18 protein-coding genes are annotated in these 17,445 nt (G+C 71.6%); 8 read left to right on the forward strand and 10 right to left on the reverse strand.

Annotated features, from left to right (window positions below; genetic code table 11):
• The first annotated feature begins 292 nt into the window (after window positions 1-292).
• The 6 genes from C3492_RS13535 (at window position 293) to C3492_RS13560 (ending at window position 5,767) form a co-directional block, all read left to right on the forward strand.
• Window positions 293-1,465, forward strand: a complete 1,173-nt coding sequence (locus C3492_RS13535) for a sensor histidine kinase (protein WP_181140347.1) — start codon at window positions 293-295, stop codon at window positions 1,463-1,465.
• The gene (locus tag C3492_RS13540; RefSeq protein ID WP_103811983.1) at window positions 1,462-2,121 is read left to right on the forward strand and encodes a response regulator transcription factor; all 660 of its coding nucleotides are present in this window, start codon (window positions 1,462-1,464) and stop codon (window positions 2,119-2,121) included. The genes C3492_RS13535 and C3492_RS13540 overlap by 4 nt, the downstream gene beginning before the upstream one ends.
• A 113-nt stretch (window positions 2,122-2,234) precedes the next feature.
• Window positions 2,235-2,873, forward strand: coding sequence for a GPP34 family phosphoprotein (locus tag C3492_RS13545; RefSeq protein WP_103811984.1), 639 nt, complete (start codon window positions 2,235-2,237; stop codon window positions 2,871-2,873).
• Between the two features lie 13 nt (window positions 2,874-2,886).
• On the forward strand, window positions 2,887-4,446 hold the full coding sequence (locus tag C3492_RS13550; protein ID WP_103811985.1) for a carboxylesterase/lipase family protein: 1,560 nt from the start codon (window positions 2,887-2,889) through the stop codon (window positions 4,444-4,446).
• 93 nt (window positions 4,447-4,539) lie between these two features.
• Complete coding sequence (locus C3492_RS13555) at window positions 4,540-5,187, forward strand: hypothetical protein (protein WP_103811986.1); 648 nt, start codon at window positions 4,540-4,542, stop codon at window positions 5,185-5,187.
• A 253-nt stretch (window positions 5,188-5,440) separates the two neighbouring features.
• The gene (locus tag C3492_RS13560) at window positions 5,441-5,767 is read left to right on the forward strand and encodes a hypothetical protein (protein ID WP_146075681.1); all 327 of its coding nucleotides are present in this window, start codon (window positions 5,441-5,443) and stop codon (window positions 5,765-5,767) included.
• Window positions 5,768-6,233: 466 nt separating this feature from the next.
• Here C3492_RS13560 and C3492_RS13570 read toward each other — a convergent pair whose 3' ends face one another.
• Both C3492_RS13570 and C3492_RS13580 read right to left on the reverse strand, forming a co-directional pair.
• Window positions 6,234-7,040, reverse strand: coding sequence for a MarR family transcriptional regulator (locus C3492_RS13570; RefSeq protein ID WP_258055680.1), 807 nt, complete (start codon window positions 7,038-7,040; stop codon window positions 6,234-6,236).
• Between the two features lie 1,491 nt (window positions 7,041-8,531).
• The gene (locus C3492_RS13580; RefSeq protein ID WP_103811989.1) at window positions 8,532-9,278 is read right to left on the reverse strand and encodes a phosphotransferase; all 747 of its coding nucleotides are present in this window, start codon (window positions 9,276-9,278) and stop codon (window positions 8,532-8,534) included.
• 636 nt (window positions 9,279-9,914) lie between these two features.
• Between C3492_RS13580 and C3492_RS13585 the strand changes: the two genes are divergently transcribed.
• Window positions 9,915-10,589: a response regulator transcription factor gene (locus tag C3492_RS13585; protein ID WP_103811990.1), complete on the forward strand. Its 675-nt coding sequence runs from the start codon at window positions 9,915-9,917 to the stop codon at window positions 10,587-10,589.
• Window positions 10,590-10,633: 44 nt separating this feature from the next.
• Here C3492_RS13585 and C3492_RS13590 read toward each other — a convergent pair whose 3' ends face one another.
• From C3492_RS13590 to C3492_RS13615, 6 genes are all read right to left on the reverse strand, one after another.
• Window positions 10,634-11,218 carry an NADPH-dependent FMN reductase gene (locus C3492_RS13590; protein ID WP_103811991.1) on the reverse strand — a complete coding sequence of 195 codons (585 nt, stop codon included), beginning with the start codon at window positions 11,216-11,218 and terminating at the stop codon, window positions 10,634-10,636.
• Between the two features lie 36 nt (window positions 11,219-11,254).
• The gene (locus C3492_RS13595; protein ID WP_103811992.1) at window positions 11,255-11,914 is read right to left on the reverse strand and encodes a DsbA family protein; all 660 of its coding nucleotides are present in this window, start codon (window positions 11,912-11,914) and stop codon (window positions 11,255-11,257) included.
• Entirely contained in the window at window positions 11,911-13,359 is a 1,449-nt protein-coding gene (locus tag C3492_RS13600; protein WP_103811993.1) for an MFS transporter, read from the reverse strand. Before C3492_RS13600 ends, C3492_RS13595 begins: the two co-directional genes overlap by 4 nt.
• Before the next feature lie 87 nt (window positions 13,360-13,446).
• On the reverse strand, window positions 13,447-14,226 hold the full coding sequence (locus C3492_RS13605; RefSeq protein ID WP_103811994.1) for a trans-aconitate 2-methyltransferase: 780 nt from the start codon (window positions 14,224-14,226) through the stop codon (window positions 13,447-13,449).
• 4 nt (window positions 14,227-14,230) lie between these two features.
• Complete coding sequence (locus C3492_RS13610; RefSeq protein WP_103811995.1) at window positions 14,231-14,500, reverse strand: ferredoxin; 270 nt, start codon at window positions 14,498-14,500, stop codon at window positions 14,231-14,233.
• Window positions 14,497-15,729 (reverse strand): cytochrome P450, encoded by a 1,233-nt coding sequence (locus C3492_RS13615; protein WP_181140348.1) that lies wholly within the window; start codon window positions 15,727-15,729, stop codon window positions 14,497-14,499. The genes C3492_RS13610 and C3492_RS13615 overlap by 4 nt, the downstream gene beginning before the upstream one ends.
• Window positions 15,730-15,783: 54 nt before the next feature.
• Here C3492_RS13615 and soxR point away from each other — a divergent pair, with 54 nt between their 5' ends.
• Window positions 15,784-16,236 carry a redox-sensitive transcriptional activator SoxR gene (gene soxR, locus C3492_RS13620; RefSeq protein ID WP_103811996.1) on the forward strand — a complete coding sequence of 151 codons (453 nt, stop codon included), beginning with the start codon at window positions 15,784-15,786 and terminating at the stop codon, window positions 16,234-16,236.
• On the opposite strand, the gene C3492_RS13625 is transcribed toward soxR, so the two are convergent.
• Window positions 16,151-17,188 (reverse strand): alpha/beta hydrolase, encoded by a 1,038-nt coding sequence (locus tag C3492_RS13625; protein ID WP_258055681.1) that lies wholly within the window; start codon window positions 17,186-17,188, stop codon window positions 16,151-16,153. The two genes, soxR and C3492_RS13625, sit on opposite strands and share 86 nt — an antisense overlap.
• 52 nt (window positions 17,189-17,240) lie before the next feature.
• Window positions 17,241-17,429 (reverse strand): hypothetical protein, encoded by a 189-nt coding sequence (locus tag C3492_RS44165; protein WP_146075682.1) that lies wholly within the window; start codon window positions 17,427-17,429, stop codon window positions 17,241-17,243.
• Between the last annotated feature and the right edge of the window lie 16 nt (window positions 17,430-17,445).

The raw sequence follows: 17,445 nt of genomic DNA on the forward strand, positions 1-17,445 counted from the left end.
ACGAGCGCAGTGTCGTGCGGTTCGGCGCCCCCCGGGGGCGGATGATCAGCCGATTCCATCTGGCCGCGGGGCTGGCAGGCCCAGCCGGACCGGTCCCGGGGAAGCTGCGGAGTCGACCTGACTGATCTTGGACTCGGCGCCGGCCAGGCTGACGCGGAGCCCTTCGGTCTCACCGAGCCACCCTTCCCGCTCGGCCTCGGCGATCCGGTCGAGTCCGCCGGCCGGGGCTGAACCCGTGATGCGGTGTGGTCGTGAGCGCTGGGATCGCCGTGCCGCTGGATAAGGTCGACATGTGGACGCCAGCACAGGACGGCAGAGCGACGCGTTCGCCGGGGAAGTGCGGGGTGAGCTGTCGCCCCGGACGGCCCGGGCGCTGTGGTGCGGGTCGGCAGGCCTGGTGATCGTCGCCTTGGGTATCCCGGTGTCCGTCGTCGGTGCGGCCGACGGCCGACGGTTGCTCGCGGCCGCGGCCTTGGTCCTCGTACAAGTCTGTGCCCTGAGGTGGCAGGTGCGCGTCCCGATCCCCGTACTGGCCGTCACCACGATGGCGGGGATCGCGGTGTGGGAGTTGCTGCCCGCGGTGACGTTGACGGGGGCGCTGCTCGCGGCGCAGGTCACGTTGTGCGTGCTGTCGGCCACCAGGCCACGGCGGGTGTCGTTGTGGGCGCTCGCGGCGATGTGCCTGCCGGTCGCGCTGGAGTTCGGGGCGGGCGGCGGTGCGAGCCCGGCGGTCTATGTGCTGACGGTGGTCCTGGCGTGGACCCTGGGGCAGTGGCGCAGGGCGCGGCAGGAGCGGATGAGGGCGGAGGCGCGCCGGGCCGTGGCGGAGGAGCGTGCGCGGATCGCGCGTGACGTGCACGACGTGGTGGCGCACACCTTGTCGGTGATGGTCATTCAGGCCTGCGCCGCTGACGATGTGTTCACCGAACGGCCGGACCAGGCCCGCCAGGCGCTGCGGGCCGTCGAGATGGCCGCCCGCTCGGCGCTGGGTGAACTGCGTCTGACCTTGCGGGCGTTCCGGCCCGAGGCGGACGAGGGCTCGGCAGGGGGGCCGCGAAGGCCGGGGCCGCCCTCGCTCGCGCGTCTGGGCGAACTCGCCGATACGGTGCGCGCGACGGGGATGACCGTATACGTCCACCGCGAGGGAGCCACTGACGGGCTGCCGGCCGCGGTGGACCTGGCGGCGTACCGGATCATTCAGGAGGCCCTCACCAACACGCTGCGCCACGCGGCCGGCGCCGATGAGGTCAGCGTGCGCGTGACGGATGAAGGGCATTGCGTGAAGGTGACGGTGATTGACAACGGGCGTGCGGCTCAGGGGTTTTCGGCTGCGGCCGGAGGGGGACGCGGGCTGGTGGGGATGGAGGAGCGGGCACGGCTCGTGGGCGGCAGCCTGCGCGCCGGTCCACGGCCCGGCGGCGGGTTCGAGGTGGCGGCGCGGCTGCCGGTGGAGCGTGCCTCATGACACTGCGGGTGGTGGTGGCCGACGACCAGGCCCTGGTTCGTACCGGATTCCGCCTGATCATCGACGCCCGTGAGGACCTGGAGGTGGTCGGTGAGGCGGCGGATGGCCGGGAGGCGGTGCGGCTGACACGCGAACTGGCGCCCGACGTGGTCCTGATGGACGTACGCATGCCCGTACTGGACGGCATCCAGGCGACCCGGCAGATCGCGGCGAGCGGAAGCCGGGCCCGGGTCCTCGTGCTGACCACCTGGGACGTGGACGCGCATGTGGTTGCCGCTCTGCGGGCAGGGGCGAGCGGCTTCCTGCTGAAGGACATCCGCCCGGGAGAACTCGTCGACGCCCTCCGCGTCACCGCGCGGGGCGACGCGCTGCTGGCCCCCAGCGTCCTCAGCCGTGTACTCGACCGGTTCCTGGCAACGACCCCCGACCCGGCGCCGCCGCCATCCCTGAAGGACCTCTCCGTCCGCGAACGGGAGGTGCTCACCCTGATCGGGCAGGCCCTGTCGAACGCGGAGATCGCCGAGCGGCTGGGCCTGTCGGAGGCCACCGTCAAAAACCACGTCACCGGGGTGCTGCGCAAACTGAACCTGCGCGATCGCGTCCAGGCCGTCGTCGCCGCCTACGACCACGGCCTCGTACGGCCACGACACCCCTGACAGCCGCCTCCTCCTCAGGGAGGAGAACCGGGCCGCGCTCCTCCCGCGCTCCCAGTGCGCCTCCCCTCCCGCGGCCGATGTGTGCCCGCAGGTGCCGGCCCTACCGTCGAACTGTGATCGACGACCTGCCCTGCACCCTGTATCTGCTGGTCCACGACGAAGCAGCCGAAGGTCCCTACGACCGTTCCCGCGCCGCTCTGCTGGTCCGTGCCGCCGCCCTGATCGACCTCGCGCTGCGCGGCCGACTGGAGGAGCAAGGCGGCACGGTCACCGTCTCCGGCACGGAACCGACCGGCGACCCCGTCCTGGACCGGGTCCTGCGCGACGCCGGCGGCGGCCACAGCTGGAAGCGCCTCGTGCGCCGGCACCGCGCACAGACCCTGACGGACGCGGAGGACCGGCTCATCGCGGCGGGACTCCTCACCGCGAAGGCGCCCCGCACCCGCCTGGGCACACGCCGTGTGAACGTGACGGACCGCGCCGTGCCCGCCGCGCTCCGCGCCCGCGTGTCCGCGGTCCTGCACGGGGACGGCCCGGTGCGGGACGTTCCCGCCGCGGACGCCGCGCTGCTGGCGCTGGCCGCCGCGGGTCGGGTTCGTTCCGTGGTGTCCCGGCAGGACCAGAACGTCTTCCGGGCCCGCATCGACACCTGCACGGGGTCTCTCGCCACCCTCGCGCCGGGACTGGAGAAGGCGGTACGCGCCCTTCCGACGACCATGATCGCCGCGCAGGGCGGCATGGGCGGCAGCTGACCGAGGGGAGACGATGACCATGCACCGCGTCCTGATCGCCCTGGGCTGCGCCCTGGCCGCCGTCCTCACGACGGCCTGGTCCCCAGCGCCGCCGGCGCCGCCCGCCCCGGACGCCGCCACAGTGGTCCACACCCACCACGGCCTGGTGCGGGGTGTCCACCGCGACGGCTACCGCACCTTCGCGGGCATCCCCTACGCGGCGCCTCCCGTCGGCATCCTGCGCTGGGCGCCACCCGCGCCCGCGCCGGCCTGGTCCGGGACACGGGACGCGACCCGCCCCGCGAGCGCCTGCCCGCAAGCGGCCGGCGAGGTGCCCGCCGGCAGCACCGACGAGGACTGCCTCCACCTGAACGTCACGACGCCCGACGGCGCCGGACCGGCACGCCCCCGGCCGGTCGTCGTGTGGCTGCACGGCGGCGGGTTCACCACCGGAGCGGGCAGCTCATACGAGGCGCATCGCATGGCCGTCCGCGGTGACGTGGTCGTCGTCACCGTCAACTACCGCCTCGGTACCCTCGGTTTCCTCGCGCACAGCGGGCTTGCCGGCTCCGGCACCTTCGGCCTCGCCGACCAGCAGGCGGCGCTGCGCTGGGTGCGCGCCGAGATCGGCGCTTTCGGCGGCGACGCGCACCACGTGACCCTGGCCGGCGAGTCGGCGGGCGGCTACAGCGTCTGCGCCCAGCTGACCTCACCCGCCGCGGCGGGACTCTTCGACCGGGCGATCGTCCAGAGCGGCCCCTGCACAGGGCGTCCCGAGCGACCGTTCGCCCCCTCCTCCGTCCCCTTGCCCGCGGCGCGCGCGGCGGGCGCGGACTTCGCGGCGAAGGCCGGCTGCGGTTCCGCACACGACGTCCTGACCTGCCTGCGGCACGTGAAGGTCTCCCGTCTGCTCGCCGCCCAGAGCGCGGACCAGCAGCCCGCGAACGGAACCCCGTTGCTGCCCGGCGACCCCGCGGCGGCCATCGCCGACGGCCACTTCCACCGCGTCCCCGTGCTGATCGGCCACACCCGTGACGAGGGCAACGGATGGGCCGCCGGGATCATCCAGGCCGGCCATCCCGTCACCCCGGAGACCTGGCCCGACGTCGTCGCCTCCTTCTTCCCACCGGGACAGGCGAGGGCGATCGTCCGCGAGTACCCGGTGCACCGCACCGACGGCGGCCCGGTGTTCGGCGCGGTCATCGGCGACGCGAATCTCGCCTGCCCGACGGCACGCACCGGTCGCCTGCTCGCCGCCCGGGTGCCCGTGTGGCGCTACGAGTTCGCCGACGAACACGCCCCGCCGCTCACCCCGGGCGCGCCGCCCTTCCCGCTCGGCGCACCGCACGCGAGCGAACTGCCGTACCTCTTCGACCTGGGCGGCCGCCCCCGCGCCCTGACCGCGGCGCAGCACCGGCTGGCCGACACCATGATCGACTACTGGACACGCTTCGCCCGCGGCGCCGACCCGAACGGCCCGTCCTCACCGCACTGGCCCCGGCGGGCGGTGCTCTCCCTGGCGCCGGACCGCATCGTCGCCACCCGCACGACACCGCTCCGCCACCACTGCGCGTTCTGGAACGGCCTCGGGTGATCCCGGAAACGACGCTTCCACGAGCCCGTCGCACGTACGCCGTGGCCCACGAACCGACGCGGAACCCACCACACGAACTCCAGGGGGACAGCCATGAACGAAACCGTAGCCAGGCGTCTGACGGGCCTGGCCGGCATCGCCACCGCAGCCGCCTTCATCATCGACGTACCCCTGTACTTCCTCTACTCCGGCCCGCCACCGGACTCCAACGTGCTGGCAAGGCTCCTGATCGGAATCCTCGCGCTGGCACTCCTGATCGTGTTCGTCACGATCTTCCGTGAGCTGGTCAAGCGGACGGATCCCACAAGCGAGTGGCTCGGCAACCTCGCCTTCGCCGCCGGACTGGTCTACGCGACGATCACCCTGGTCTCCAGCGGACTGGAGGGCGGCGCGGTCATCGCGGCCGTCCACCCGATCGACCCCACCATCACAGTTCACGCCACCTACCTCCTCTACGGGTCGATCGGCCGTCTCACGCTCGCGCTCCTCCTGACCGCCGTGGGATGCGCACTCCGGCGGACGAGGTTGCTGCCGCGCTGGGCCGGCCGCTCCGCCTTCGTCCTGGCAGGGATCAACCTCGCCTTCGTGCCGTCCATGTTCTTCGGCCACACCCCCGCCCACTTCTACGCGGCGAACGGCTGGGGTACGACCGCCCTGATGGGCGCGCTGTTCAGCTACTGGCTGCTCGCCCTGGGTATCACCACCTACCGCAGCGGGACAGCAGGCACACCCGCCGGCTGACCGGCTCCGCGACGCCCGTGGGCGCTTGCGCGGCGATACTCTCTCGCGGCAGCTTCGGGGGGCATGGCCTTGCAGCAGCGCAGCAGTGGGGTTGCACGAGCAGTCGAGGGCGCGGCGGCCGTGGTGGTCGCCGCCGTTCCTCGACGACACCGTCAGCGCGGTCGACGGCGACATCGGGGCTGAGGGTCGCGCAGTGTCTCAGACAATGTCTCAGTTGGCGCGAAAGCTCGAAGACCAGGCAGGATGCGTCGGCATGGCAGACCCCGAGCTTGAGCGCGTCAACGGCATTGCCCTCACTGCGGTACAGGCCCTGCTGGGGCTGATCTCATCCGATGTAGTCGCGGTAGCCGTTACCGTCGAGGAGGGACGAGTGTTGCTCTCCTTCTGGGTGCGTCGCCATACCGCCGAGATTGACGAAGACATCGCCGATGCGATCGGCGACCTGGAGGCGTTTCTCCATCCAGACAACCCGCTGATCGAACCGCGTGTGATGGTGGGTGTGCCGGCGGCGGCCGCCATGGGTCCTCACGGGCGCATGATCTATTGGGCCAAGTCCTGGACCGAAGCGGCTCTGAAGTAGCAGATGAGGGTGCAGGCGATGCCGACGAAGGCGAGAAAGTGGTCGGCTGTGCGTTTGTAGCGGCGGTGCAGGCGGCGACAGCCGTTGAGCCATGACATGGTGCGTTCGATCCCCCAGCGGTGCCGGTCCAGGCGGCCGGACGACTCGGCGAGCCATGGGTCACCGCGGCATCCGAGCACCCGCCTCGGCCTGGCAACCCGGCGGTTGCCGCAGTTCCGCCGGTGCCGTTCGCAACGCCGTGTCGCGGCGGCTGCGACCCTGCGCCCTTCGATCGGATTCAGCGTTGCCTGCCCGAGCCACGGCGCTGGAGTCGCTGCGTGGCCCGTCGGGGGGCCGGACGGGTCGCGGCCGGCATCGGTCCGGCGGATCTCACGCAAGGCCTCGACCATCCCTTCGGACGCAGCACGCACGGTCCCCCGGCTTGAGGAACGGATGGCAGCGAGCGGGCGATCTTCTGCGCTTGGCGTCACTGCGAGCCTGTGGCTACCAGGGTCGCGGTGATGGGTTCGAGCTCGGTGATCAGTTCGTCGAGTTCGGCGGGGGACAGGGCCTCGTAGGGCGGGGTGGCGAGTTCGTCCGTGAGGGTTTCGATGCGTTGTTTGGTCGCGCGGCCGACGTCGGTGAAGTGGCCTTCGGTGTCGATGAGTCCGCGTTCGCGCATGCCGTCCATGACCGCGGCCAGGCGCTCTTTCGGCAGGTGATGGATGCGTCCGAACGACTCCGGGGGGTGGATGCCCTGGTCCAGAGCGGAGAGCACGTGGGCCTCCGTGCCGCCGATGCGCGCGCCGACGAGAGCGGCGATGTGCCCGTCGCCGCGGTGCTCGCGCAGCATGGTCGCGGAATGCCACAGCCGGGCGACGGCGTCGCTGGGTATCTCAAGGGTGCGCATGCCGGCGTACATCATCCGGCCTTCGGTGGGGGCGCTCGTCGCGGCCTTGGTGGTCAGGTCGGCGGCGCGCACCAGGCCCGGGGAGTCTGCCAGCTCGTCGCCGAGGATGCGCCGTAGGGAGGCCGCGCTGCCCCGCTCCCGCGCGGCGATGGAGGCCTCGGGCGGGATCGTCTCCCAGGCGCTGGGGATGTGCCGTGCGGCTTCCCCGTCGGCGAAGTTGTAGAAGGCTGCATGCACCACTTGGGCCGGCACCCGTCCCAGTGGTGCGGCGCGGCTGGCGAAGTAGCCGTCCCAGTAGGTGCGGTGGCCGAGTGCGGCCAGTTCCTCGTTGCACTCGTCGGCGAAGTAGGTGACCAGGCAGATCGGCTCCAGGAGCTCGAACATGCGACGGGCGAGGTGGGTCATTGGATGCAAGCGCGTCTTGCCCATCGGGTTCTCCCTTTGTCCGGTGTGCCGACTTGGACCGTCCGGCACACCGAAACTCATCGGCGATCGAAGGGAAGCAGTGCAGATGGGTTGGCGCCTTCGTGGCTGTGTATGCGAGAGCGGGCTCTGTGGGTGACGGTGGCGGCCTGCTGGTCGGTGAGGGCGTAGGGGCGTGGGTGATGATGGCGGCCCGGCCGGTGGCGGGGTCGCAGTCAAGAGGTAGGCGACGAAGGTGGCGTTGTTCGTCTGCGGCTTCACGGTGACCTTGGCCTCCAGGTCGCCCTGGACGCGCATGGGCTGCTCCAGCGGCGCGGTCGTCCAGACCGCGGCGACGTCGCGCTTGATTTCGGCGGTCCGGTAGACGTGAGGCAGTCCGGCACGCTCCTTCCAGCCGGTCTGGACGAGCTTTGGGGCGACGACGATCCCTGTGTCCGGGCCGGCGGGCTGCACGGAGCGGGTCCAGCCCGGCTGCGGCTGGTCCTGGATCATTGGTGCGTCCTGCTGCCCGCCGGGTACGGCGCCGAGGTGGAAACGCTGTTTTGGGCAGGGCGTAGCTCGCCCAGTCGGGGTGGGCGAGGTCGGACAGGAGGTTGTGCAGGTACTCCGAGCGGATGCGGAACTGCGGCGTGGCACCGTCGCCGGCGCTGCCGTCGAGGTGGTGGTCCATCCAGCGGTAGGTCATCTCGGTGGGCTCGGAAATGGCGCCGAACAGGCCGGGTAGTTCGCCGTTGCCGTGGTCGCCGATCTGCACCAGCAGCGATTTGGGGCCCTGCAGCTGCGTGAACAGGTCGATGACGGCCGGCACCGAGAAAATCGTCTGGTGCCAGTAGGCGGTCATCAGGACCGGCCGCTTGCGCTCGTTGTAGGTCTTCAGGTGCTGAATCGGCGAGCGCAGCCGGGGGAATTCCCTGACTTCGTCGTCGATGACGTTGTCACGGATCTTCACGTGCCCGATGCGCTGGCGCCGGGGACGGCCTTGACGCGGCGGTCCTCAGCGGCCACTAGCAGGCTTGTCCCGGTGCCGTAGGAGGCGCCGAAGCATCCGATCCGCTCCGCGTCGACGCCTCCGAGTGTGGTGAGCCAGTTGAGGGTTCGACGCCATCGGCGACGTCCTGGGGCCCGGCGACGTGGATCTCACGCTCGGAGCGGGCCAGGCCACGCTGGCTGTAGGCCAGGACGGCGTAGCCCCCGAGTGTCCATCGCGGGATTGTGCCGAAGCAGGCCTGGCGGCCGAGGTCGGGACCCGGATCGACGCCGGGCTGGGCATGCCGCGCCCTCTCGCGCCGGGGCAGACCTGCCCCGCCATTATCGTGCCTCCCCGAGGCCATGGGCATGGTGAACCTCGCCCCCGGCGAGTGGTTCGAGCCCTTCAGGACGGACCACGCCCGGGACCCTGGCCGCGGATTCCGCCTCTGACAACTCGGCCCCGGCCCGGCTGACCGCGCGGTCTTACAGCTGGGATCGGAGCACGTCCACCTCACAGCCCGGCGCGAACGGGTCGAAGTCGTGCTCGGTCAGCCAGCGAATGGCCAGCAGGCTGCGAACCGACCACCACGCGCGGATCACATCGAGGTCGACGTCGGTGCCGTAGCCGGCGACGACGTTGCCAAGGTGCTCGCCGTGTCCGAGCGTCAACGTGGCGAGGTCGAACAAGGCATCCTCTCGGCCCGCCTCGGACCAGTCGATGATGCCCGTGATCTCGTCGCCGTCGGCGAACACGTGAGTGATCTGCAGGTCGCCGTGGGCGAACACAGCAGTCCATGGCCGCAGTGCAGACTCGGCGATCATGCGATTGCGGGTGACCAGGCCGGCGGGCAGCACGCCGTTCGCCACCAGCCACTCGCACTCGCCGTCGAGTTCCGCCGTCAACTCTCCAAGGCCCTGGCCGCTTCGGCCGAACCAGGGCGGCAACGGCGCGTCGTGCAACGTCCGGATGGCGGCACCCGCCGCGGCCCACGCCGCCGGTGACGCGGTCGACGGCTCGCCGAGGCGGCCGAGCGCCGTCCCCGGGACCGTCGTGATCGCGAGCACGGGCGGCTTGCACCACAGAATCTGCGGGGTCGGGACCGGCGCCCGGGCCATTGCCTCGACCTCGACGTCGAGGGGCGCCTGATCGGCGTCCACCTTCAGGAACACATCGCCGACACGCGAGGTCGCGCGCTGGGCATGGGCGACGACGACCTGGACCTCATCCATGGCGGCCAGGATCGCGGATGACCGTCCGCGCCGCCGGGATCATCACGTCGCGGATCGCGGTGCCGCAGCTGCAGCCTCCCGTCCACCACCACCCGAGGCAGTCAGAAGCGGGCCCATCACCCGGAACCGGTGCCGTGAAGTCATCAAGCGGTGACCGAGACGGGCAGTAACGACGGCCGCGCTTTTCGAGATCACCCGAGGTGAAGATCTGTGACATTCGGCATACGGCGTGCTGCGTACGTCACCGATCGACGCAGAAGAACAAGCCTCTACCAGCGCTCACGTCCGGTCCACTGCGGCGCTGCGTGCCCTAACAGCCTTACGCACGACGGGATTTGGCCACCGACTCGTTGACAGTCACTGGCTCAAGGTTTTTACGCTGATGTATCTCCTTGCGCATGCGTTCAGCCATGCAGGTGCGGGGAGGGAACGGGGTTAGACCGCCAGGTCGCCGGGCAGTGGTCGGCACGGTCCCATGGCTGCCGAGCTTGCTCGCCCCCGGTGGGCGCGTCCTGCCCACAGGGCCGCCGACCGGGTGCAGGGCTGTACCGGGCAGATCCCTGGTGCCGCAGGGACGACCCGCCCATGGCCCCATGGACAGCGAAACTTGCGAGTCGGACAGAGGAAGGGCAAGCAATGCGGGTGCTCGTAGTGGACCACGACGCCGCCTGTGCACGGTCCGTCGTCCACTTACTGAGGCAGAACGGTTACGGCGCTTGGAGCGTGGGAACCGGCGAGGCGGCACTGGAGCTGCACCACCAAGCCGACCTGGTGCTACTCGACCTCGGGCTGCCGGACGTCGACGGCCTGCAGGTCTGCGCGGACATCCGTGCCGCGGCCGACACTCCGATCATCGCCATCACGGAACGCACCACCGAGCTGGAGCGCGTCCTGTGCCTCAAGGCGGGGTGCGATGACTGCCTCGACAAACCTTACGGCGTACAGGAGTTGATCGCGAGAGTCGAGGCCGTGCTGCGCCGTACCCGCGCCGCTGCGTATCGCAGCTGCATCGTCCACGGCCCGCTGCGGGTCGACGCCGCCCGACGGGAGGTGCACCTCTCCGGAAAACTGCTCTCCCTCACACGCAAGGAGTTCGACCTCCTGCACACGCTCGCCTCCCGGCCCGGTACGGTGTTCAGCCGCAGGGAGCTCATGGCGCGCGTGTGGCAGAAGAGTGCCGGGGAGACGGCCGGGCGGACCATCGACACGCACGTCAACAGCTTGCGGAACAAGCTCGGTGACAGTTCCTGGATTCTGACCGTGCGCGGTGTCGGCTTCCGTCTCGGGCGGGGCATGACCATGGCGGCCTGAGCGCTGGTGCGGGGCGTGGGCGGGCGCCCCCGCCCCGCACCGTGTCACTGACCGTACGGACGCTTCCGACGCGCCTCGCGCAGCGCCTCGGCCCACCATGTGAGCTGGTCCAGCATGGTTTTGGCGGCGGTGGCGGGCGCCTCGGGATCCTTCGGATCGCCGTTCTCGTCGAACTTCTCCCAGGCGTTGTGGAAGCTCACCTGCTCGCGGATGGTGACCGCGTGCAGCTCGGCGAAGACCGGCCGCAGGTGCTCGGCCGCGCGCAGGCCGCCGGCCATGCCGCCGTAGGAGACCAGGCCCACCGGCTTGGCCCGCCACTGGGTGTAGTGCCAGTCGATCAGGGACTTCAGCGAGGCCGGGTAGCTGTGGTTGTACTCCGGCGTCACCACGACGAACGCGTCCGCGTCCTCCAGACGGGGCGTCAGCTGTGCGAGCACCTCGGCGGTGCCGCTGCCGGGCGACTGGGAAAGCACCGTCGGCAGGGGGTGCTCGGCGAGGTCGATGTAGTCGACCTCGACATCGCCGCGCTGGCGGGCCTGGTCGGCGAACCACCGCGCGACCGTCGGACCGAACCTGCCCTCCCGGACGCTGGCGCAGATGACTGCGAGTCGCAGAGGCGACGTGGACATGTCTCTCCTTACTGGGTTTTCTCCGGTGAATATTGGCTACTGCTGAGGGGGAACGGGGCGCTCGAGGGTTTCGGACAGTGCCCGGAAGTAGACTTCTTCCGGCTGCGCGCCGGTCACGACGGTCCCGGTGTCGAAGCGCAGCAGCGGAACCTGGCGGACGCCCTCGGCACGGACCTTGGCGATTTCCGCCGTGAGGGCCCGCTCGTCGGGCTCCTCGGGCCCGCCGCGCCGGACGCCGGTCTCCGCAGCCAGCCGGTCGAGTGTGGCGGCGTCGCCGATGTTCGCCCCGTCGGTGAAGTAGGCGCGGAAGAGGCGTTCCGCCATCGGTTCCGCCCGCCCCTGGCGGCCGGCCGCGGCGAGCAGCCGGTGGGCGGGGAGCGTGTTGACGAACACCGCCCGGGCGAAGTCGAGGCGGAGCCCCTCCCGGGCACCCACGGCCGTCATGTGCTGTGTAATCCGCTCGGCCTCGGTCCCGAAGTCGCGGCGGTGGCGTTCGGTGAGCGGCTCGCCCCCGGCCGGGGCCTCGGGAGCGATCTGGAAGGGACGGAAGACCACCTCGATACGGTCGCCGTCGGCTCGCCGCCGTGCCGCGGCGCGCTCGAAACGGGTGAGGGCGAGGTAGGAGTGGACGCAGATGAGGTCGAGGACGAACTCGACCCGCCGGGTGGCTGCGGTGCGGGGGGAGTGCGGTGTCACGGTTGCCTCCGGTGGACGGAACTCGGTGCGCGAAGGGTCCGTGGAGCGACCTGGGAGGCGGAGGCGTCCGACACGCCGTCGCCCTGTCCGGCCGGGGGCGCGGTCGGGTTCCGTGGCGGACGCTTCCCGGTGTTCCCCGTGCCTCGGGTGCTCCCCGGCGCAGGAGCCCCCGCCGGGGCGTCGCCCTGCGCATCCCGCCCCTGCCCAGGGGCGTCCGGGGCGGCGCCCGCCCGGCCGGTGGCGGCCGTGCGCCGCCGGCCACCGACGAGGTACCCGCCGGCGACTACAAGGGCGCCGGCCGCGATGACCAGGAACATCGGCTGGATGCCGAGGCCCGTGACCAGCGGCTGGGTGACGATCGGGGCCAGGAACTGGCCCAGGAAGAGCGCGGTGGTCAGAAAGCCCGTGTACCGGCTGCGCGCCTCGGGCGGCGCCTCGTCGACCACCCAGCTGTTGAGTGTCGGCATCAGTATGCCGAGGCCCACGCCCATCACCAGGGTGCCGAGCGCCAGCACGGCGACGTGCGGGGCCAGGAAGAGCACCAGGTAGCCGACGGCGATGGCGGTGAAGGCGGCGGTGACCAGGCCGTACTCGCCGGCCAGGCGCCGGATGGCGGCGAAGCGCAGCGACACCAGGCCCGTGGTGAGCGTCTGCACCGCGATGACGGCTCCGGAGGCCACCGAACCGGCGTGGAAGTGGTCCTCGACCAGGAACGGGACCTGCACCGGCACCGAGTAGAAGGCCACCTGGCCCAGGAACATGGCGGCGAGCGCCGCCGCCGGCCCGGTGGCCGGGCCCCGGCGGGTGCGGGACGGTGAGGAACCCCCCGTGGGCCGGGCGCCGGCGGCCGCGGGCCGGGTCTGCGGCAGCTGCGTCAGCGCGGGCACGACGAGCGCCGCACCGAGCAGGTAGACCAGGAAGACCGTACGCCAACCGAGCCCTGCGAGCGCACCGCCGCCGACCAGCAGTGCCACGCCGCCGAAGGCGCCGGCCGCGGTCTGCCGCCCGAGCAGGCGCCGGCGCTCGGTCCCGTCGTACAGGTCCGCGATCATGGCCACGCTGTTGGTCATGATCAGGGACACGCCGAGTCCCAGCACGACGCGGCCGGCCAGGATGCTCGCCAGGTCGGGAAGGTAGAAGCCGGACGTGCCTCCCAGGGCGAAGGTGAGCATGCCGGTCACCAGGGCGCGCTTGCGTCCGATGCGTTCGGACAGGGCGCCGGCGAAGGGCGAGAAGAGCACGATCGCCAGTGCGTGGGCGCTGGTGATCATTCTGGCCAGCAGATCGACGTCGGCTGTGTCCGCGAACGCGGCGCGTATCCCGGGTATCGCGGGGGACACCACGGCTCCGGCCATGATCGTGAGCGTGCCGGCGAGCACCAGCACGGTCGCTCGGCCGGACCCGCCTCCGCGGCCCTGTTCCTGCACTGTCGGGTCGGAGCGCACCTGTACTTCTCCTTGGCGACGGTGATCGTGTTGCTGTCCTTGCCACGGTAAAACTTCAACTTAAGTTGAAGTCAAGCGGTGGCGCGGTCAGGTCGTGGGGCGCTGCCCCCACACCGAGAACAGCAGCGTCGTGACGTCACGGGCCTCGGGTCGATCGAGTTGGGCGATGAACTCGCTGAGCTGCTCCGCGCTCACCCAGCCGTTGTCGACCAGCGGCTGGCCCTGCAACTCGAGTCGGCGACGCATGAGTTCGTTCTCGTACTCGCCCTGCCCGGGGCCGAGGGGGCGCAGATGCAGGTCGACGGACGTCAGGCCGAGCTGTGCCAGCCGGGCGGGCAGCCGGCGGGCGAACCGCATGTCGGCGCCGTGCTGACGGAAGGCGCGCAGGTACGCCTCGATGACCGAGCGTCCCACCGGCGTCGCCGCGTCCTCGGCCGGCAGGAAGTAGAAGTCCTCCGCCACCAGCCAGCCGCCGGGGGCCAGCCAGCGCACGGCGCGCTCGAGCAGCTCGTCGGGGGCGCGAAGCACCGACAGCACCCCCCGGGCAAGGATCAGGTCGAAGGAACCGGGAGCGAACTCCTGCTGCTCCAGGTCCTCCTGGCGGACCATCAGGTTCGGCCTGCGCGATGCGTCCATCAGGCTCGTGTCCACGTCCACGGCGAGCACGGAGCCCTCTGGCACCCGTTCGGCGAGCCAGTACGCCATGGACCCGCTCCCGGCGCCGGCATCCAGGCAGCGGGCGTCGCGGCGCAGCGGCAGACGGCCGACGATCTCGCAGGTCAGTGGGTCGTAGTTGCGCTCCCACAGCTTGGACAGGATGGCCTCGGACTGGTTCACGGTGGGCTCCTCCTCGGATGTGCGGGTCACGGGGTCACCTTTCCCGGGGGACGGGGGTGCGGGCGCCGGTGTCTTCGTCGTGGTCGGGTTCCACCGTCACCGCGCCCATCGGGCAGCACTCGGCGACGGACCGGGCGAGCTCCACCGCGCTGTCGTCACGCAGCTCGCCCTCGACGGGCACGGCGTGCCCGGCACCGGTGAGCCGGAACAGGGCGGGCGACATGGCCTGGCACAGGCCGGTGCCGCGACACAACTGCTGGTCGATGCGCACCGTGCCGCGCGGGCCGGTCGGACGGGTGGTCATGCCGCACCCCTGCCCGCGGCGCGAACGGGGAGCCGGACCAGCCGCCGCATCGCCCAGTTCTCGATGTAGCGCAGCTCCTCGCGCGGCACCGCGAGGGTCAGCGAGGGGAACCTGCGCAACAGCGCGGGGATGGCCAACTGCCCCTCCAACCGGGCGAGTGCAGCGCCCAGGCAGTTGTGGAGTCCATGGCCGAAGCCGACGTGGCGCTGCCCGCCGCGGGTCAGGTCGAGGCGGTCCGGGTCGGGGAACTCGCGGGGATCGCGATTGGCCGACAGCAGCGCCGCGATGACCGGCGCCCCGGCCGGCAGGACCGTTCCGCGGAAGTCCAGTTCCTCGGTGGTCACCCGGAACAGGGCCGTGGTCAGAGCGCCTTCGTAACGCAGCAGTTCCTCCAGGGCCCCGGCCTCCAGGTCGGGCCGATCGCGCAGCAGCCGCGCCTGGTCGGGGTGGTCGAGCAGCGCGAGCACGGCGTTGCCGACGAAGGCGCGGACCGTGTCGCTGCCCGCGAGGATCATGGCGGCCACCATGGCCACCAGTTCCTCCTCCGTCAGCCGGTCCTCGTCCTGCCGGGCCAGGATCAGCGCGGAGGTCAGGTCGTCGGCCGGGCTGCGACGCTTGAGCGCGACGAGCTCCTCGGCGTAGCCGCAGATCCGGGCGAACCCCTCGGGCGCCCGGTCCATTCGGTCGGTGTCGGACGGGAAGGCCTGGGCGAGCGCGTCCACCAGTTCCCGGTGCCGGTCGATGCGCAGCCCCAGGATCTCCCCCATCACCGTGGACGAGACCGGGCCGGCGTAGTCGTCCATGACGTCGAACTCGCCCCGGGCCGCGCAGGCGTCCAGGACGGAGGCCACCACTCGCTCCACGGCCTGCCGCCACTGACCGATCCGGCGCGGGGTGAACGTACTCATCGTCAGCCGGCGCAGCCGGGTGTGTGCGGGCGGATCGACGACCGTGACCGCCTTCTCCAGCACGCTGCCCGCTCCGCTGACGAGGCCGGCCCTCTTGAACTCCGTGTTGCCCCAGGTGCCGCCCTCGGAACTGAACCGGGGATCCGCGAGCACGGCCTTCACGTCTGCGTACCGGGTCACCAGCCAGGTGTCCACCTCGCCCACCGGGAAGGCGAACCTGTGCACCGGGGAGTGGTCGCGGAGCCAGTCGAACACCGGATACGGGTTCTGGAAGTACGCGCCGGAGAACAGCGGCACGGGCGGAGCTGCCGACATGGTCATCCCTCTTCCTCCCAAAAGTTGAAGTAAAGGTGAGGTCCTTCTAGCGTGGTGGGTATGTCGACCACCGTCATCCCCAAGGAGCTATCCGTCGGCGAGCTGGCGCGGCGCAGCGGTGTGACCACCTCGGCGCTGCGCTTCTACGAGCGCGAGGGGCTGATCAGCAGCCACCGCACCGCGGGAAACCAGCGGCGTTACTCACGGGACATGCTGCGCCGGGTCGCCTTCATCAGGGTCTCCCAGCGGGTGGGCATCCCGCTGAGCGTCATCCGGGACGCCTTGAGCGTCCTGCCGACGGGCCGGGCTCCCAGCCAGGACGAGTGGGCGGCGCTTTCGGCGCACTGGCGCGCCGACCTCGACCGGCGCATCCAGCAATTGCTGAAGCTCCGCGACGAACTCGACGACTGCATCGGCTGCGGCTGCCTCACCCTGGAGCGCTGCGTGCTCGCCAATCCGTACGACGTGCTGGGGGAGCAGGGGGCGGGCCCGCGCCGGCTGCAGGTGGACTGACGGGCACGCCCCGGCCGGCCGGCCGGGCGGAGCGGGTCGCGGCGAGACGGCGCGCGGCGAGGCACTCCTCCAGGAACGCCAGGGCCCGCAGGTGGTACGCGCGCGCGGTCCAGCCCAGGCTGACGTTGTGGCCGGATTCCGGCAACCGGTCCACGCGGACCTGGGCCGCGGCGAACAGCGCCGTCAACTCGGCCAGCGCCTCGTCGTCGTGCCGCCACCAGCGCTCGAACTCGGCGAAGGTGAACCGGACCGGAACCCGCACCTGAGGGGCCAGCGCCGCAAGGATCCGCGGCCAGTGCCTGACCTCGCGCTCCTCTCGCTCCGGCATGGGACCCACCAGGGCAGTGGCGAGCCGGAAGGTGTGCGCCGGGTACAGGGCGAGCGGCCCCCAGTGCAGTGCGGCCGTGCGGGGGTCGTGCAGCGGGACGAGCCGCCGCGGGTCCACCGCGAACCGGTGACCCAGGCCGCAGATGTCCAGCCCGATCAGGTCCGTGCCGGCCGCGGCCAGGGCGAGGGCGAGCTTGCCGCCGTAGGAGTGGGCCACCACGAACACGCCACTGCCCACCGCGTGGTGCAGGTCGAGGCCGGCGAGCGCCGCCTGTACGGTGGCGCACTGCTCGTGCAGGGTCTGCCCGCGGGGCAGGTGCTCGGCCGAGCGGCCGTAGCCGGGCCGGTCCAGGGCCAGCACCGCGAAGCCGAGCCGGGGGCCGAGGGTGAGCAGCGACAGCCCCGGTTCGGCCAGGCAGTGGAAGTAACCGGCCCGCATTCCCCCGCCGTGCAGCGCCACGACGGTCGCCCGGGGCGGCTTGTCCGTCGGCAGGCCGAGCAGGCCGGAGAGCGGGATGCCGTTCGCGTCCAGCACGATCTCCCGTACGGGGGGCGGGGAGGCTGGGCCGCGCGGCGGGGCGGCGGCCGCGCCGCCCGGGAGGTCGGTGATCGGCTTCGAGGTCATGGTGCTGCGCCTTCGCGCGTCGTCGGGTGGGTGGTCCGGGTCTGCGGCGGCGTCAGTCGACGCCGCGGACGATGTGTGACTCGGCGGGGTCGACGTCCCCCGTTCCGGCCGGCAGCGGCAGGAACGGCTCATCGGCGATCGGGTCGGGAACCGGCCTGTCCGAGCCGGGCGGAGGGGACCCGCCGGGCCGTACGGAGGACACTGCGGGTGGTGGGTCGTAGTGGCACGTCGAGTCGGACACGGTGTCTCCGGAGGTT

Origin of the sequence: Streptomyces sp. Ru62 (genome assembly GCF_002920615.1) — a bacterium.
Lineage (GTDB): Bacteria > Actinomycetota > Actinomycetes > Streptomycetales > Streptomycetaceae > Streptomyces.

Excerpts from the sequence above, each read along its gene's own strand:
- C3492_RS13540 (WP_103811983.1), top strand. The coding sequence starts at position 1,462 with ATGACACTGCGGGTGGTGGTGGCCGACGACCAGGCCCTGGTTCGTACC.
- C3492_RS13550 (WP_103811985.1), top strand. The coding sequence starts at position 2,887 with ATGACCATGCACCGCGTCCTGATCGCCCTGGGCTGCGCCCTGGCCGCC.
- C3492_RS13555 (WP_103811986.1), top strand. The coding sequence starts at position 4,540 with ATGAACGAAACCGTAGCCAGGCGTCTGACGGGCCTGGCCGGCATCGCC.
- C3492_RS13560 (WP_146075681.1), top strand. The coding sequence starts at position 5,441 with ATGGCAGACCCCGAGCTTGAGCGCGTCAACGGCATTGCCCTCACTGCG.
- C3492_RS13570 (WP_258055680.1), bottom strand. The coding sequence starts at position 7,040 with ATGTTCGAGCTCCTGGAGCCGATCTGCCTGGTCACCTACTTCGCCGAC.
- C3492_RS13580 (WP_103811989.1), bottom strand. The coding sequence starts at position 9,278 with ATGGATGAGGTCCAGGTCGTCGTCGCCCATGCCCAGCGCGCGACCTCG.
- C3492_RS13585 (WP_103811990.1), top strand. The coding sequence starts at position 9,915 with ATGCGGGTGCTCGTAGTGGACCACGACGCCGCCTGTGCACGGTCCGTC.
- C3492_RS13590 (WP_103811991.1), bottom strand. The coding sequence starts at position 11,218 with ATGTCCACGTCGCCTCTGCGACTCGCAGTCATCTGCGCCAGCGTCCGG.
- C3492_RS13610 (WP_103811995.1), bottom strand. The coding sequence starts at position 14,500 with ATGACCACCCGTCCGACCGGCCCGCGCGGCACGGTGCGCATCGACCAG.
- C3492_RS13615 (WP_181140348.1), bottom strand. The coding sequence starts at position 15,729 with ATGACCATGTCGGCAGCTCCGCCCGTGCCGCTGTTCTCCGGCGCGTAC.
- soxR (WP_103811996.1), top strand. The coding sequence starts at position 15,784 with ATGTCGACCACCGTCATCCCCAAGGAGCTATCCGTCGGCGAGCTGGCG.
- C3492_RS13625 (WP_258055681.1), bottom strand. The coding sequence starts at position 17,188 with ATGACCTCGAAGCCGATCACCGACCTCCCGGGCGGCGCGGCCGCCGCC.